Below are 14,102 nucleotides of genomic sequence, written 5' to 3'. Positions count from 1 at the left end.
GGCCGGGTTGCCCACCGTGGCTGACATCGGCGGCCCCTTCGACCTGGTGGACCAGGACGGCAAGCCAGTCACCGACCGCACCTACGCCGGCAAGACCCTGATGGTGCTGTTCGGCTATACCAACTGCCCCGACGTCTGCCCCACCGGCCTGGCGTCGATGAGCGCCGTGCTGGATGACCTGGGCCCCGACGCAGGGCGGGTGCAGGGCCTGTTCATCAGCGTGGATCCGGCGCGCGACACGGTGGCGGTGCTGAAGGACTACATCGCCAACTTCAACCCGCGCATCGCGGCACTGACCGGCACGCCGGCGCAGATCGCCCGCGCGACCGCCAGCTACAAGGTGGAATACCGCAAGGTCACGGCCGACGGCGCGCCCCTGCCGGCCGCCAGCACGGCCACCGACTACGCCATGGAGCACAACGCCGCCATCTTCCTGATGGACCCCGACGGCCATTTGCGCAGCGCCATCAACCCCTTCGACCCGCCCGCTATCGCGGAAGGCAAGGTGCGGCATGCGTTGGGCTTGCCGGTGGCGGCCAATTAGAGCGGAACGCGATCAGATGGAATCACCTGATCGTGTAAATCCGCTCTATCATGAACAGCTTACGAGCAAGATGCGATCATGCCTGATCGCATCTTGCTCTAAAAAAGGCCGCCACCAGCCGGTAGCGGCCTTTCTTCGGGGGTGTTTCCCTACTACTTCGCCAGCGGCGCGTAGGCGCCGTCGTGCCAGCTGTAGATGACGTAGTCGTTCTGCTTGCGGTCGCCCTTGGCGTCGTAGGAGACGGTGCCGACGGCGGTGGGGAATTCCTGGCCGCTGTGCAGGACGGCCGCCACCTTCCTGGGATCGGTGCTGCCGGCCTTGGCGGCGGCCTCCGCCCAGACCTGCACGGCGGCATAGGCGTAGAGGGAGAAGATATTGGGCTCGCCGCCGTTCTTGCGGAAGCCTTCCAGCGCCTCCTTGGCGGCGGGGCTCTGCCGGACGTCGGCGTTGTAGGCCATCATGACGCCTTCGCCCATGGTGCCGGCGGTGGTCCAGAACTCATCGCTCGCCAGCGTGTCGCCGGCCAGGAAGGCGGCCTTCAGCCCGGCGGTGCGTGACTGGCGCACCAGCAATCCCGCCTCCGGGTACAGGCCGCCGTAGAACACGGCGTCCACGTCCGCCGACTTCAGGCGGGTGACCATGCTGCTGAAGTCCTTCTCACCCGCCGTCAGTACGCCGTTCAGCGCCACCGGCACGCCGCGCGCCTTCAGGGTGGCGCGCACGGCGTCGGCCAGGCCCTTGCCATAGGTGGTCTGGTCATCAACCACGGCGATCTTGCCGGTCTTGTAGTGGTTGGCCAGGTACGTGCCGATCACCAGGCCCTGCTGGTCGTCGCGGCCGCAGGTGCGGAACAGCGTGTCCCAGCCCTGGGCGGTCAGTTCCGGGCTGGTGGAACTGGGGGTGATGACGATCATGCCTTCATCGGCATAGACCTGGGCTGCCGGCATGGTGGTGCCGGTGGTCATGTGGCCCATGACCATGGCGACCTTGTCCGTCACCAGGCGGTTGGCGGCGGCGACGGCCTGGGTGGGTTCACCGCCATCATCCACCGCGTCCACCACCAGCTTCTGCCCCAGGACGCCGCCCTTGGCGTTGATGTCGTGGACGGCCTGGTCCGCACCCCGGCGCAGCTGCGTGCCCACCGCCGCCAGCCGCCCGCTCAAGGGCACCCCCACGCCGATCTTGATGTCCGCCAGTGCTGGCAGGCTGATCGACAGCAAGGGCAAGGTGAGAAGGGCGGCACGGGCGAGGGATGATACGCGCATCGAACTGTGGTTCCTGAAACGACGTGTGTCTAATTCACACTATTTGACCTCGGTATAAGACCCGTCGCGCCACTGGTAAACTGTGTAATCGGCAGTGGTGCGATCTCCTTTTGCATCGAAGGCCAGGGGGCCGATCACAGTCTGGAAGGTGGATTTGTGCAGGACGGCCGCCACCTTGTCGGGCGACGTGGTCTTGGCCTCGGTCGCGGCCTGGGCCCAGGCCTGGACGGCGGCGTAGGAATAAAGCGTGTAGGCCTCGGGCTCGTACCCGCCGTCGCGGAACTTCTTCACCACGTCGGCGGCCTGCGGGCGCAGGCGGTAGTCGGGGCCGAAGGTGTTCAGCACGCCGTTGCCGCTGGGTCCGGTGATGCCCCAGAACTCGTTGGAGATGATGCCGTCGCCGCCGACGAACTGGGCCTTCAGGCCCTTGTCCGCCATCTGGCGCACCAGCAGCCCGCCCTCGGTATGCACGCCGCCGAAGAACACCAGGTCGATCTGCGCGTCCTTCATGCGGGTGATGATGGCGGACATGTCGCGGTCGCCCACGGTCACCGCCTCATACAGTATTTCCTTCTTGCCCAGCTTGTTCAGGGCGTCGCGGGTGGCGTCGGCCAGGCCCTTGCCGTAGGTGGTCTGGTCCTGGACGATGGCGATGCGGGCGTTGGGGAAGACACGCGCGATGTAGGCCGCCGCCACCTGGCCCTGCTGGTCGTCGCGGCCGCAGGTGCGGAATGTCGTCGTGTAGCCCATCTCCGTCAGGCGCGGGTTGGTGGAGTTGGGGGAGATCTGGATGACGCCTTCCTCGGCATAGACCTTGGCGGCGGCGATGGAGACGGCGGAGTTGTAGTGGCCGAACACCGCCACCACGCCCTCGGTCACCAGCTTGTTGGCGACGGCCACGCCCTGGCTGGGGTTGCTGGCGTCGTCGCCCTTGGACAGCACCAGCTTCTCACCCAGCACGCCACCCTTGGCGTTGATGTCGGCGATGGCCTGTTCGGTGCCCCGGCGCATCTGCTCGCCCACCACGGCGTTGGGCCCCGTCAGGGGGCCGGCCAGGCCCACCTTGATATCGGCCCAGGCCGCACCGGTGGCCATGGTGGCCGTCGTCAGCGCCAGGGCCGCCAGGGCCCCCTTCATCACCGCCGGACCGTGTCCGTCATTCCCCTGTCCCCATTGCTATTTTTCAGTGTCGGCCGGCATCCCCGTGCCGGCGGCAGCCGACGGTAGCATAGCGGCCGGTTTCCTCATCCAAATTCGTTGCCGCCGAATATTGTCCGGGTGCGACTTGATCGGGCGTCGCCCCATGGGACCCAAGGGGCTATAACGGCGCGGACGATGGTTTGAGGGCGGAATGAGATGACCCTGAAGAAAACGATGCTGGCGGCCTTGGCCCTTCTGACCGCGACGCCCGCCCTGGCGAACGACCTTCAGCCCTCGCTGACGGTGTATTCGGCGGGCAGCGCCGGCGGTGTGTTGAAGGCCATGCTGAAACGCTACCAGGCGGAGACGGGGCAGGAGGTGGACCTTGAGACCGGCCCCGCCGGCGTGATGCTGGCCCGCATCGAGAATGGCGAGAAGGTCGACGTCTTCATCTCCGCCAACATGGGCCATCCCCAGACCCTGGCCAGTGAAGGCAAGGCGGAGCCCACGGTGGTGTTCGCGCGCAACAACCTATGCGTCGCGGCCCTGCCGGCGGTGGGCCTGACCGCCGACAACCTGCTGGTTCGCCTGCTGGACCCCAAGGTGCGCATCGGCACCTCCACGCCCAAGGCCGATCCCGGCGGCGACTACGCCTATGCATTCTTCGACAAGGCGGACGCCGTCCAGCCCGGCGCCACCGCCGTCCTGAGGGCCAAGGCGCGGCAGGTGGCCGGGGGTGCCGGGCCGAAGCCCAAGGCCGACGCCACGGCGGCGGAAAAGCTGGCCCAGTACGGCGTGGACACCATGATCGGCTATTGCAGCTCCGGCAGCACGACGCCCGACACCAGCGTCACCAAGGTTGAAATCCCGGGCAAGCTGGCCATCCGGGCCGATTACGGCATGGCGGTCATGACCACCTCCCACAACGCCGGGCGGCAGGCGGCGGCGGACCGCCTGGCCCAGTTCCTGCTGAGCCCGGCGGCGCAAGCCATGCTGGCGGATTATGGCTTCCAGACCGCCCTTGCGCCAAAGGGGTAACATCCCGACATTTGGCAAGCCTGTCGCACCATTTCCACGCCCAACCAACAGGAACCCCGGCCATGGCCGCCTATGACTACGATCTCTTCACCATCGGTGCCGGTTCCGGCGGCGTGCGGGCCAGCCGAATCGCGGCGGGCCACGGCGCCCGGGTGGCGGTGGCGGAGGAACGGTACCTGGGCGGTACCTGCGTCAACGTCGGCTGCGTGCCCAAGAAGTTCCTGGTCTACGCCGCCCAGTACGCCGCCGGCTTTCAGGACGCCGCCGGCTATGGCTGGGACGTGGCCGCCAAGGACCATGAATGGCAGCGCCTGATCGCCAACAAGGACGTGGAGATCACGCGTTTGAACGGCATTTATCGCCGTTTGTTGGAGAATTCCGGCGCCACTATATTGGAAGGCCGTGCCACTATCGTGGACGAGCACACGGTGGACGTGGGCGGCCAGCGGGTGACGGCGGAGCGCATCCTGATCGCCACCGGCGGCTGGCCGGAACTGCCCGACCAGCCGGGCGTGCGCGACTACGCCATCACCTCCAACGAGGTCTTTCACCTGGCGGAGCGGCCGAAGCGCGTCGCCATCGTCGGCGGCGGCTACATCGCCACGGAGTTCGCCGGCATCTTCAACGGCCTGGGCTCCAAGGTCACCCAACTGTATCGCGGCGACAAGCTGCTGCGCGGCTTCGATGAGGACGTGCGCGACTTCCTGAGTGCCGAGGTCGCCAAGACCGGCGTTGATCTGCGCCTGAACTGCACCATCGAGCGGCTGGACAAGACCGGCGACTGCCTGCGCGCCACCTTGTCGGACGGCAGCGTGCTGGAACTGGACGCCGTGCTGTACGCCACCGGCCGCCGCCCGCACGTGCAGGGCCTGGGGCTGGAGCGCGTGGGCATCGAACTGAACGAGCGCGGCGCCATCAAGGTGGACGAGCAGTACCGCACCACCGTGCCCAACATCTACGCCCTGGGCGACGTCACCGACCGGGTGAACCTGACCCCCGTCGCCACCGCCGAGGGCCACGCCCTGGCCGACACCCTGTTCGGCAACCGCCCGCGCGGCGTGAACTACCACAACATTCCGACGGCGGTGTTCTCCATCCCCCCCGTCGCCACCTGCGGCATGACGGAGGCACAGGCCCGCGCCGCCTACCCGGCGGTGGACATCTACCGCACCAACTTCAAGCCGATGAAGCACACCCTGTCGGGCCGTGACCAGCGCATGCTGATGAAGCTGGTGGTGGACCGGGCCAGCGACCGGGTGGTGGGCTGCCACCTGGTGGGCGACGACACGCCGGAGATGATCCAGGGTGTGGCCGTGGCCATGAACGCCGGCGCCACCAAGGCCATCTTCGACAGCACCATCGGCCTGCACCCGACGGCGGCGGAAGAGTTCGTGACCCTGCGCACCAAAGTACCCGATCCGGAATGATGCGTGGGCGGAGGCATGGAATTCATACCATGCCTCCGTAGGCCCCGACTGGGGTCGCCGGAGGTTTCCGGGGAACGTGAGCGGACTGGAAACCGAGGATCAGCCAAGTCGCCGGACGGCGACGTCCGGCGTTTGAGGGGGCATTAAGCCCGGGAGGGCTTGTTGGCGCCGATCCCCACCTCCACCAGCTCGGCCAGGCCCGGCACCATCTCCTGCCGCAGCCAGTCCAGCTTTTGCCCCGGCGCGCCCTTGGCGGCGTTGGGGAAGGCGCGTTTCCAGCCGCCCAGCTTCACCGCCAGGCCGCAGCACAGGGTGCCGACGCCGGTGTGGTGGGCCTCGATCTCCCGCCGCATGGCCTGGAAACCCTCGGCCGTCATGTCGTCCCACAGCTGGTTGGTCATGCGGTCGAAGCTGCGGAAGCAGCCGTCCAGCTGGGTCATGATGGTGTCCAGGCTGGCGCCCACCATGGTGATCAGGCGCTGGGCGGCATTGTCGGCTTGGATGAGGGAGGACCGCTTGAGGTCCAGCAGCCAGCGCCGCACCTCCGTCATCAACAGGTCGGCCCCGTCGCGGCAGCTGCGGAAATAGGCGACCGACAGGAAGATGTCGCCGTACTGCGCCAGGAATTCCGGGATGGCCGCCAGTTGCAGGCCCAGGCGCCCGGCGATGTGGCGCAGATTGGCCAGCGTCTCCGCCCGATCCGGGTTGGACAGCAGGGCGGTCAGGTCGCCCATGTTCTCCACCTTGCCAGCTTGCTCGCCATAGACGCGGCGCAGCAGCGGGCGGGTGAAGCCCTGCATGTAAAAGGTCAGTTCCTCCTGCTTTTCCGGCGACAGCACCAGGTGCTGGTGCTCATCCACCGGAATGCCCAGGGCGCGCAGCTCGATGCGCAGGGAATAGACGTCGAACGAGCCGGCGCGGCCCAGGCGCAGCAGCAGGGCGATGTCCTGGTCCAACTGCGCCTTGTCGGCCGCGAATTCCCGGCCCAGCCCTTCGATCTGGATCAGGCCGGCGCCGGCGCGGGCGTCGCGGAACAGCTCCACCATCGTTTCCAGGCGCGCCGTCTTCACCAGCCGCGCCCGCTTCAGCCCGCTGGTGGCCAGCGGCAGGACGTTGAGCGGCAGCAGGTGCAGGGCGTCGGTCTCATCCGACCAGGCGTCGGCATCGTCCACGCCGCGCTTCAGCGACACGCCATCGGCGCGCGGCGGTTCCAGGGGAGGACGGTGCGTCGGGGCGCCGGTATTCGGGTGGGTGGGTGGCATGGGGACCCCTCATCCTGTTCGGCCGCCACGCCGCTTGAGTCGTTGGCGCCAAGCCGCGGGCGCCGTCTGCCCACGGCCGAACCCACCAGCCGAGCATAAGTCGTATCCAGTATCAGTAAAGTACTAAACCATGCCGCTAGGTCATTATGTCTTTGGTGTCGGGACAATGTGACGATTACTGAGAAATATCAGCAAATTCATCGTAATAATTTGTCACATTTTATCGTTTTCCATAAGCAAATACCCCTGCGCTGCCCCAGTGGTCCTGAGCCAAATGCAGGTGCCATGCTTGCGCTGCATCGACCTTGGTGGGCGGCATCGGCGGCGGGGGCAGCATTGCCCGGCCGACAGTCATGCCGATCTTGCTTGCCGGCGGCGGCGGGGCCATAGTCCGGCCCCGATACGGCGGCGCCCCCGTCACGAGAGCACTCGGGTATTGGGGCGGAACCGTCGCTTCAGATATCCGTTCCGACTCCCATGGGGATCCCATGCGCTTTCCGCACCGGCACCTGCTCGGCATCGAGGGCCTCAGCCCGGCCCAGATCAACACCATCCTTGATCTCGCCGACACCTATGTCGACCAGAACCGCAGCCCCAACAAGAAGACCGACATCCTGCGCGGCAAGACGGTGGTGAACCTGTTCTTCGAGAACAGCACCCGCACGCGCACCAGCTTCGAGCTGGCGGCCAAGCGCCTGGGCGGCGACGCCATCAACATGTCGGTCGACGGCTCCAGCGTGAAGAAGGGCGAGACCCTGCTGGACACCGCCACCACCCTGAACGCCATGCACCTGGACGTCCTGGTGGTGCGCCATCCGGAATCGGGCGCGGTGAAGCTGCTGGCCGACAAGGTCAATTGCGCCGTCATCTCCGGCGGCGACGGCGCGCATGAGCACCCGACCCAGGCCCTGCTGGACGCCCTGACCATCCGCCGCAACAAGGGCCGGCTGGACGGCCTGACGGTCACCATCTGCGGCGACATCCTGCACAGCCGCGTCGCCCGTTCCAACATCATGCTGCTGAACATCATGGGTGCCCGCGTGCGCGTGGTGGCGCCGCCCACCCTGCTGCCCCGCGCCATCGGCGAGTTGAGCGTGGAGGTGCACCACGACATGGCCACCGGCCTGAAGGACGCCGACATCGTCATGATGCTGCGTTTGCAGATGGAGCGCATGCAGGGCCAGTTCGTGCCGTCCGTGCGCGAATACAACCGCTTCTTCGGCCTGGATTACGAGAAGCTGGCGGCGGCCAAGCCCGACGCCCTGATCATGCACCCCGGCCCCATGAACCGCGGCGTGGAGATCGACAGCCTGGTGGCCGACGACATCCACCGCAGCGTCATCCTGCAACAGGTGGAATTCGGCGTGGCCGTGCGCATGGCCTGCCTGGACCTGCTGACCCAGCACGGCCGCAACGACCCGGCCTGACGTTTGTCTGCCCCCCTGGCCGTTTCGGTTCCGCCTTCCCGACGATCCGCTTGCTGAGAGCGCCCCCCATGCCCGCCCATACCCGCACCGCCATCCTGAACGCCCGCCTGCTGGACCCGGACAGCCGCCTGGATCAGCGCGGTTCCCTGCTGATCGACGGGACCAAGATCGCCGACCACGGTCCCGGCCTGTTCCGCGACGGCGTGCCGGAGGGGATCGAGGTCATCGATGCGCAGGGCGCCTGCGTCGCCCCTGGCCTGGTGGATCTGCGCGCCCAGGTGGGTGAGCCGGGGCATGAGGATAATGAGACGCTGAAGACCGCCAGCCAGGCCGCCGCCGCCGGCGGCGTCACCGCCCTGGCCTGCCTGCCCGACACCGACCCCGTCATCGACGACGTGGCGGGGCTGGAGTTCATCGCGCGGCGGGCGCGCGAGGTGCGGCTGGTCAAGGTGTTCGCCTATGCCGGCATCACCCGCGACCTGGCTGGCCGGGAACTGACCGAGATGGGCCTGCTGGCGGAAGCCGGCGCCGTGGGCTTCACCGACGGCGGCAAGGCGGTGGCCGACGCCCTGGTGATGCAGCGGGCGCTGTCCTACGCCAGCATCTGGGGCCGCCCCATCATGCAGCACCCGGAGGAACCGCGCCTGTCCGGCAACGGCGTCATGAACGCCGGCGAGATCGCCACCCGCCTAGGCCTGTCCGGCATCCCGGCGCTGTCGGAAGTGATCATGCTGGAGCGCGACCTGCGCCTGGTGGAGGCGACGGGCGGCCGCTATCACGCCGCCAACATCTCCACCGCCGAGTCCGTGGCGGTCATCCGCGCCGCCAAGCGTAAGGGCCTGAAGGTCACCTGCGACACCGCCCCGCCGTACTTCACCCTGACGGAGCGGGACGTCGGCGACTACCGCACCTTCTTCAAGCTGTTCCCGCCGCTGCGCAGCGACGACGACCGCGCCGCCATCGTGGAAGGCCTGGCCGACGGCACCATCGATTGCATCACCAGCGACCACCTGCCGCTGAACCAGGACGCCAAGCGCGTGCCCTTCGCCCAGGCGGCCTTCGGCTCCGTCGGCCTGGAAACCCTGCTGCCGCTGACCCTGGACCTGGTGAACAAGGGGCATATGAGCCTGCTGGACGCCCTGGCCGCGGTGACGGCCAAGCCGGCCGCCGTGCTGGGCCTGAATCTGGGCCGCCTGCGCACCGGTGCCGCCGCCGACCTGGTGATCTTCGACGCCGAACGGCCGTGGAAGGTGGAGGCGGAGGCGCTGCACAGCAAGTCCAAGAACAGCTGCTTCGACAAGCACCCGGTGCAGGGCCGCGTGCTGCACACCCTGGTGGACGGCCGCACCGTCTTCAAGCTGGCGGCCTGACCCCCATGGACGGCACCACCCTGGGTCTTGTCCTGGCCGGCGGCTATCTGCTGGGCTCCATCCCCTTCGGCCTGGTGCTGGCCTATCTGGGCGGCCATGGCGACATCCGCAAGATCGGCTCCGGCAACATCGGCGCCACCAATGTGCTGCGCACCGGCAACAAGCCGCTGGCCGCCGCCACCCTGGTCCTGGACAGCGGCAAGGGCGCCATCGCGGCCCTGCTGGCCATGGCGTTCGTGCCGTCCGATCTGGCGCCGCTGGTGGCCGGCGGCGGCGCCATGCTGGGCCACACCTTCCCGGTGTGGCTGGGCTTCAAGGGCGGCAAGGGGGTGGCGACGGCGCTGGGCGTGCTGCTGGCCACCAGCTGGCCGGTGGGCATCGTCGCCTGCCTGACCTGGCTGGCCATGGCCTTCCTGTTCCGCATCTCCTCCCTGTCCGCCCTGATCGCCCTGGCGCTGGCGCCGGCGGTGGCGTGGGTGCTGCCGGCGATCTGCCCGGCGGCGGCCGGCTTCGGCGCCGGCCCCAGCGAGGGCGCCCTGGCGCTGGCCATCGCCATCCTGGTGTGGATTCGCCACCACGCCAACATCCGCCGCCTGCTGGCGGGAACGGAGCCCCGGATCGGGCAGGGGAAGAAGAAGACTGAAGCGGGTGAATGATTTGCCTCAGTGCGTTTGAACCTTGAAGGGGCCATCCTTATTTGAGGGACAGGCCCCTGAGGAGGAACGACGATGAGCACCAAGCCCACCAAGACCCACAAGGATGAAGGCAGCATCCTGGGCAACATCATCCTGGAAGAGGTGGTGGAGGCCATCGAGGAGGCGCGGTCCCCCACGCCGGACATCTTCCCGCCCATTCCCCATGAGGCGCCCAAGGCCAAGGAAGAGGCCGGGGAGAAGAAAGACGGCCACCATGGGGCGGAGAAGAAGCGCCCTGACTCACCGGGCCATCACAGCCGGTAATGCCAGCGGCACGAGACTATGAATCTGCCGCTGTAGGACGCGACCGCGTCCGCCGGAAGTTTCTGGGGAACGAAGTGGACCGGAAACTGAGGAAGCCCAAGCGACCGGATGGTCGCGCCCGGCGACTGAGGGGCGGCCTACCGCAGGGTTTCCAGGCCGGCCAGGATCAGGTCGACGCCGGCCAGGAACTGCGCGCGGTCGTCATGATCGCGCAGTTGCGTCGCCACCTGGCGCACGAACGGATATTCCCCGGGGGCGAGTTGCATCCAACGGTCGGTGACGGCCGCCAGGAAGGCCGACCGATCCGTCCCGGGGGGGACAAGGCGGGCGTTCGCGGCGTTTTGCGCGCCCACGCCCAGGATATAGTTCAGCAGGGCGGAGGCGCAGTTGAACTGCGCCGACGCCGGCACGCCCAGTGCCGGGAGGCGTCCGCCGATGCTTTCGAAAATCTGCAGCATGGCCGACTGCCACGGCGCCCGGTGTAGCTGGGTGCCCACCCACGGGTGCGCGTCGATGGCGTCGAACAGTCCAAGCGCAATGGCGCGGATGGCCTGGCGCGGTGCCGCATCGTCGACCACGCCGGCCATGACCCGGTCGATGACGTGGTTGGTGGTTGCCGCCAGCAGATCGTCCTTGTCGGCGACATGCCAGTAGATCGCCCCGCTTCCGGTCGCCAGGCGGGCCGCCAGCGCGCGGAAGGTCAGCGCGTCTTCACCGCCCGTGTCCAGGATATGGATCGCGGCCTCGACGATACGTTCTTTTGAGAGCGCGTCGCCGCGCCGCGCCGCCCGTGGGGTCTTGGTTGTCATGAATGCCATCTTGACAGTCATGGAACAACGTTCCAATAAATATCCATGGAACGGCGTTCCATATGGGCGATGCGGCCCCTGATCCTAGGGACAAGGAAAGCGATGACGACACCGGTCACGATTGTCGGGGGAGGCCCCGGCGGTCTCATCCTCGCCAACGTTCTCCACCGCCACGGCATTTCCGTCACGGTTTATGAGGTGGAGCCCTCGGCCGATGCCCGGGGGCAGGGCGGGCAACTCGACATCCACCAGCGCACGGGACAGTGGGCGCTGGAAGCCGCCGGCCTGACCGAGGCCTTCCGCGCCATCATCCATCGGGGTGGTGAGGCGACGCGCGTCCTCGATCGGCAGGGGCGGGTGCTGCTGGACCAGCCCGACGACGGCACCGGCGGCCGGCCCGAGGTGCTGCGGGGCGACTTGCGCCGCATCCTCATCGACGCCCTGCCCGACGGGACGATCCGCTGGGGCAGGAAGCTGGCCGGCGTGGCCGCCCTGGACGACGGCCGGCATGCGCTGACCTTCACCGACGGATCGGTGGTGACAACCGATCTGCTGGTGGGGGCGGACGGCGCCTGGTCCAAGGTCCGCCCGCTGTTGTCCGACGCCCAGCCCGCCTATGTCGGCACCGCGTTCATTGAAACCTATCTGCACGATGCCGACCGGCGGCACCCCGCCACGGCCGCGGCGGTCGGTGGTGGCGGCCTGATGGTGCCGGCGCCGGGGCAGGCGATCTTCACGCATCGTGAGGCGGGCGGCGTTCTTCACGCCTACATCGCGCTGAAGCGACCGGCCGACTGGATCGCCAACCTGGATTTCGGGGACGCGGTTGCCGTGAAAGCCAAGGTCGCGGCCGAGTTCGACGGCTGGGCCCCGGCGCTGACCGCCCTGATCACCGACAGCGATGCAGGCCCGACCTTGCGCATGATCCACACGCTGCCGACCGGGCACCGCTGGGACCGCACGTTGGGGGTGACGCTGCTGGGGGACGCGGCCCATCTGGCGCCGCCGGCCGGTGAGGGCGCCAACCTGGCGATGCTGGACGGGGCCGAACTGGGAAAGGCCATCGCCGCCCATCCGGGCGATGTCGAAACGGCACTGGCCCTTTATGAGGCGGCGTTGTTTCCGCGCAGCGAGGCGGCCGCCGTGGGTGCGCACCAGATCCTGGACCTGATGCTGAATGAACGGGCGCCCGCAGGGATTCTGGAAATCTTCGCCGATGCCGGCATGGGGACGGGCGGCTAGCGCCGCCCATCCGCCCGGCCTTTGGTGTTTACTAGAAACGCAGATCGGTGAAGACGCCGAAATAGTTGCCGGACTTGCCGCCATGCGCCGCGAATTCGCTGTCGGCGGTGAAGTAGGTCTCGAAGATGCGGAACTGGATGTTCTTGGTCGCCTGCCAGGAGGCTTCCAGGTTCAGGTCGGTGCCGATGAAGCGGCCGGAGGAATAGGGCGCGATGGAGGCGCCGGAGGATCCGATGTAGACGCCGTCGGCCATGCTCTGGCGCCACAGGAAGTCGGGCCCGATCATGATGGTGACGTCCTCACGCGGCTTCACCGTCAGCGAGGGATAGAAATCCATCAGGTCGGACAGGTTGAAGAACGCGGCCTCGCTGATCAGGGGCAGGCGGGGCGATGCCGCGACGAAGGTGCCGGCGGTGCCGTCCTTCAGGTCGCCGTCGCCGCTGAACAGGTTGGCCTTGGCCCCCAGGCGGGGCGCCAGGATGGTGTCGGCGAAGGTATAGCCGCCTTCGAACAGCACGGCATAGGCGTCGATCGCCTTGTTGGCGAAGGTGCCGCCCTGGTAATCGCCTTCCAGGTCGAAATCCCACCCGTCGGCCCGCCGCCACAGCCGGGCGCCGTAGTTGGTACGGTTGTCGTGGCCGGCCCCTTCACGCAGGGTGCCGGCGGCGCGGTCGACCTCATAGACATAGCCGTCGGTGCCGAAGCCGAACAGGCGGTTGGGCGCGCTGACGTAGATGCCCTTGTAGGTCGTGCCGCTGTTGGGCCCGTCGTCGAAGCTGCTTTCATGGATGTTGATGGGCCGCACCGCGAAGGTGTCCACCGACACCTCGCCCGGCAGGATGTAGGTGGCGCGCACACCCTGGTAGGTGAAGCGCATGTTCAGGCCCTCGCGCACGCCCATCAGCTTGCCGTTGCCCAGCGGCATTTCGAACCGGCCGGGGCGGACGGTGATCTTGCCGTCGTCACCCAGCGGGGCGGTCAGGTCCACGAAGGCCTGGTAGATGTCCATCTGGTCGCGGTTGGGTGGGGTCTTGGTCGTCCACTCGAACTCCCGGTTGTCGCCCAACTCCAGGTAGGTGCGCACATAGGGACCCAGGTGCAGGTCGGCGATCAGGCGCAGCCGCGACTGGGTTGGGGCGTTGTCGTCGTTGGCCCTCAGGCCCAGGGTCGAATGGTGCCAGTTGGTGTAGTAGATGCGCTCCTCCCCACCCAGCGACAGGTAGAAGTCGGGGTTGGTGCCCAGCGCGATGTGGCGCATCTGGTCCAGGAAGGAGGCGTCGTCGGCCGGCGGCTTGGACCAGTCCTCCGTCCAGCGGATGGATTGGGGTGTGTTGGCGGGGCCCGCCTGGCCGCCGGGCAGGGCCTCAGCCGGCTTTTTCTGCGATTTGGGCGGGCGCACGCCCGGCGGGCTCTGGCCGGCCAGGGGACCGCCGGCGGTGCTTTGTTGCGGCGTGTCGGGCGCCACGCTCTGCGCCCCGGCCAGCGTCGCCCACATCAAGGCGGGCAGGCAGACGCAAGCCTTCAGCAAGGTGGTGTGACGGCGATTGGCAATACGCGGATGTGTCTTCAACATAGCATGATTCTCCCCGCACCGCCGCCATGTACGGCGGCGGCTGTTT

The 14,102-nt window shown here is 67.8% G+C and carries 13 protein-coding genes; 8 read left to right on the top strand and 5 right to left on the bottom strand.

All coding sequences use genetic code 11. The annotated features are described in order from the left end of the window. Positions 1 to 16: 16 nt before the first annotated feature. Positions 17 to 544 (top strand): SCO family protein, encoded by a 528-nt coding sequence (locus PW843_06930; GenBank protein ID MDE1146346.1) that lies wholly within the window; start codon positions 17 to 19, stop codon positions 542 to 544. 152 nt (positions 545 to 696) lie between these two features. On the opposite strand, the gene PW843_06925 is transcribed toward PW843_06930, so the two are convergent. After that, a complete protein-coding gene (locus tag PW843_06925; protein MDE1146345.1) occupies positions 697 to 1,809 on the bottom strand; it encodes a branched-chain amino acid ABC transporter substrate-binding protein in 1,113 nt (370 codons plus the stop codon). A 39-nt stretch (positions 1,810 to 1,848) separates the two neighbouring features. Further along, positions 1,849 to 2,946, bottom strand: a complete 1,098-nt coding sequence (locus tag PW843_06920) for a branched-chain amino acid ABC transporter substrate-binding protein (GenBank protein MDE1146344.1) — start codon at positions 2,944 to 2,946, stop codon at positions 1,849 to 1,851. Positions 2,947 to 3,165: 219 nt separating this feature from the next. On the opposite strand from PW843_06920, the gene modA reads away from it, so the two are divergent. Further along, positions 3,166 to 3,987: a molybdate ABC transporter substrate-binding protein gene (gene modA / locus PW843_06915; GenBank protein ID MDE1146343.1), complete on the top strand. Its 822-nt coding sequence runs from the start codon at positions 3,166 to 3,168 to the stop codon at positions 3,985 to 3,987. Positions 3,988 to 4,049: 62 nt separating this feature from the next. After that, positions 4,050 to 5,414: a glutathione-disulfide reductase gene (gene gor / locus PW843_06910; GenBank protein MDE1146342.1), complete on the top strand. Its 1,365-nt coding sequence runs from the start codon at positions 4,050 to 4,052 to the stop codon at positions 5,412 to 5,414. A gap of 143 nt (positions 5,415 to 5,557) precedes the next feature. On the opposite strand, the gene PW843_06905 is transcribed toward gor, so the two are convergent. Then, the gene (locus tag PW843_06905; protein MDE1146341.1) at positions 5,558 to 6,676 is read right to left on the bottom strand and encodes a hypothetical protein; all 1,119 of its coding nucleotides are present in this window, start codon (positions 6,674 to 6,676) and stop codon (positions 5,558 to 5,560) included. A 488-nt stretch (positions 6,677 to 7,164) separates the two neighbouring features. Between PW843_06905 and PW843_06900 the strand changes: the two genes are divergently transcribed. The 4 genes from PW843_06900 to PW843_06885 all read left to right on the top strand — a co-directional run bounded on the left by PW843_06900 (position 7,165) and on the right by PW843_06885 (position 10,432). Beyond that, the gene (locus tag PW843_06900) at positions 7,165 to 8,103 is read left to right on the top strand and encodes an aspartate carbamoyltransferase catalytic subunit (protein ID MDE1146340.1); all 939 of its coding nucleotides are present in this window, start codon (positions 7,165 to 7,167) and stop codon (positions 8,101 to 8,103) included. A 68-nt stretch (positions 8,104 to 8,171) separates the two neighbouring features. Beyond that, positions 8,172 to 9,473 (top strand): dihydroorotase, encoded by a 1,302-nt coding sequence (gene pyrC / locus PW843_06895; GenBank protein MDE1146339.1) that lies wholly within the window; start codon positions 8,172 to 8,174, stop codon positions 9,471 to 9,473. Positions 9,474 to 9,478: 5 nt separating this feature from the next. After that, positions 9,479 to 10,129: a glycerol-3-phosphate 1-O-acyltransferase PlsY gene (plsY, locus tag PW843_06890; protein ID MDE1146338.1), complete on the top strand. Its 651-nt coding sequence runs from the start codon at positions 9,479 to 9,481 to the stop codon at positions 10,127 to 10,129. A 72-nt stretch (positions 10,130 to 10,201) separates the two neighbouring features. Beyond that, on the top strand, positions 10,202 to 10,432 hold the full coding sequence (locus tag PW843_06885) for a hypothetical protein (protein ID MDE1146337.1): 231 nt from the start codon (positions 10,202 to 10,204) through the stop codon (positions 10,430 to 10,432). A gap of 137 nt (positions 10,433 to 10,569) precedes the next feature. Here the strand turns inward: PW843_06885 and PW843_06880 are convergent, their stop codons facing one another. Continuing rightward, a complete protein-coding gene (locus tag PW843_06880; GenBank protein ID MDE1146336.1) occupies positions 10,570 to 11,241 on the bottom strand; it encodes a TetR family transcriptional regulator in 672 nt (223 codons plus the stop codon). Positions 11,242 to 11,343: 102 nt separating this feature from the next. Here PW843_06880 and PW843_06875 point away from each other — a divergent pair, with 102 nt between their 5' ends. Continuing rightward, positions 11,344 to 12,483, top strand: a complete 1,140-nt coding sequence (locus PW843_06875; GenBank protein MDE1146335.1) for an NAD(P)/FAD-dependent oxidoreductase — start codon at positions 11,344 to 11,346, stop codon at positions 12,481 to 12,483. Positions 12,484 to 12,514: 31 nt separating this feature from the next. Here the strand turns inward: PW843_06875 and PW843_06870 are convergent, their stop codons facing one another. Further along, entirely contained in the window at positions 12,515 to 14,056 is a 1,542-nt protein-coding gene (locus tag PW843_06870) for an alginate export family protein (GenBank protein ID MDE1146334.1), read from the bottom strand. Positions 14,057 to 14,102 lie beyond the last annotated feature (46 nt).

It is taken from the genome of Azospirillaceae bacterium (assembly GCA_028283825.1).
Classification (GTDB): Bacteria; Pseudomonadota; Alphaproteobacteria; order Azospirillales; family Azospirillaceae; genus Nitrospirillum.
The sequence above is the reverse complement of the archived record's forward strand: the minus strand, read 5'-3'. Positions and strand labels throughout refer to the sequence as shown.

Coding starts and splice junctions, on each gene's coding strand:
- PW843_06925 (MDE1146345.1), bottom strand. CDS start 1,809: ATGCGCGTATCATCCCTCGCCCGTGCCGCCCTTCTCACCTTGCCCTTG.
- PW843_06920 (MDE1146344.1), bottom strand. CDS start 2,946: ATGAAGGGGGCCCTGGCGGCCCTGGCGCTGACGACGGCCACCATGGCC.
- modA (MDE1146343.1), top strand. CDS start 3,166: ATGACCCTGAAGAAAACGATGCTGGCGGCCTTGGCCCTTCTGACCGCG.
- gor (MDE1146342.1), top strand. CDS start 4,050: ATGGCCGCCTATGACTACGATCTCTTCACCATCGGTGCCGGTTCCGGC.
- PW843_06905 (MDE1146341.1), bottom strand. CDS start 6,676: ATGCCACCCACCCACCCGAATACCGGCGCCCCGACGCACCGTCCTCCC.
- PW843_06900 (MDE1146340.1), top strand. CDS start 7,165: ATGCGCTTTCCGCACCGGCACCTGCTCGGCATCGAGGGCCTCAGCCCG.
- pyrC (MDE1146339.1), top strand. CDS start 8,172: ATGCCCGCCCATACCCGCACCGCCATCCTGAACGCCCGCCTGCTGGAC.
- plsY (MDE1146338.1), top strand. CDS start 9,479: ATGGACGGCACCACCCTGGGTCTTGTCCTGGCCGGCGGCTATCTGCTG.
- PW843_06885 (MDE1146337.1), top strand. CDS start 10,202: ATGAGCACCAAGCCCACCAAGACCCACAAGGATGAAGGCAGCATCCTG.
- PW843_06880 (MDE1146336.1), bottom strand. CDS start 11,241: ATGACAACCAAGACCCCACGGGCGGCGCGGCGCGGCGACGCGCTCTCA.
- PW843_06875 (MDE1146335.1), top strand. CDS start 11,344: ATGACGACACCGGTCACGATTGTCGGGGGAGGCCCCGGCGGTCTCATC.
- PW843_06870 (MDE1146334.1), bottom strand. CDS start 14,056: ATGTTGAAGACACATCCGCGTATTGCCAATCGCCGTCACACCACCTTG.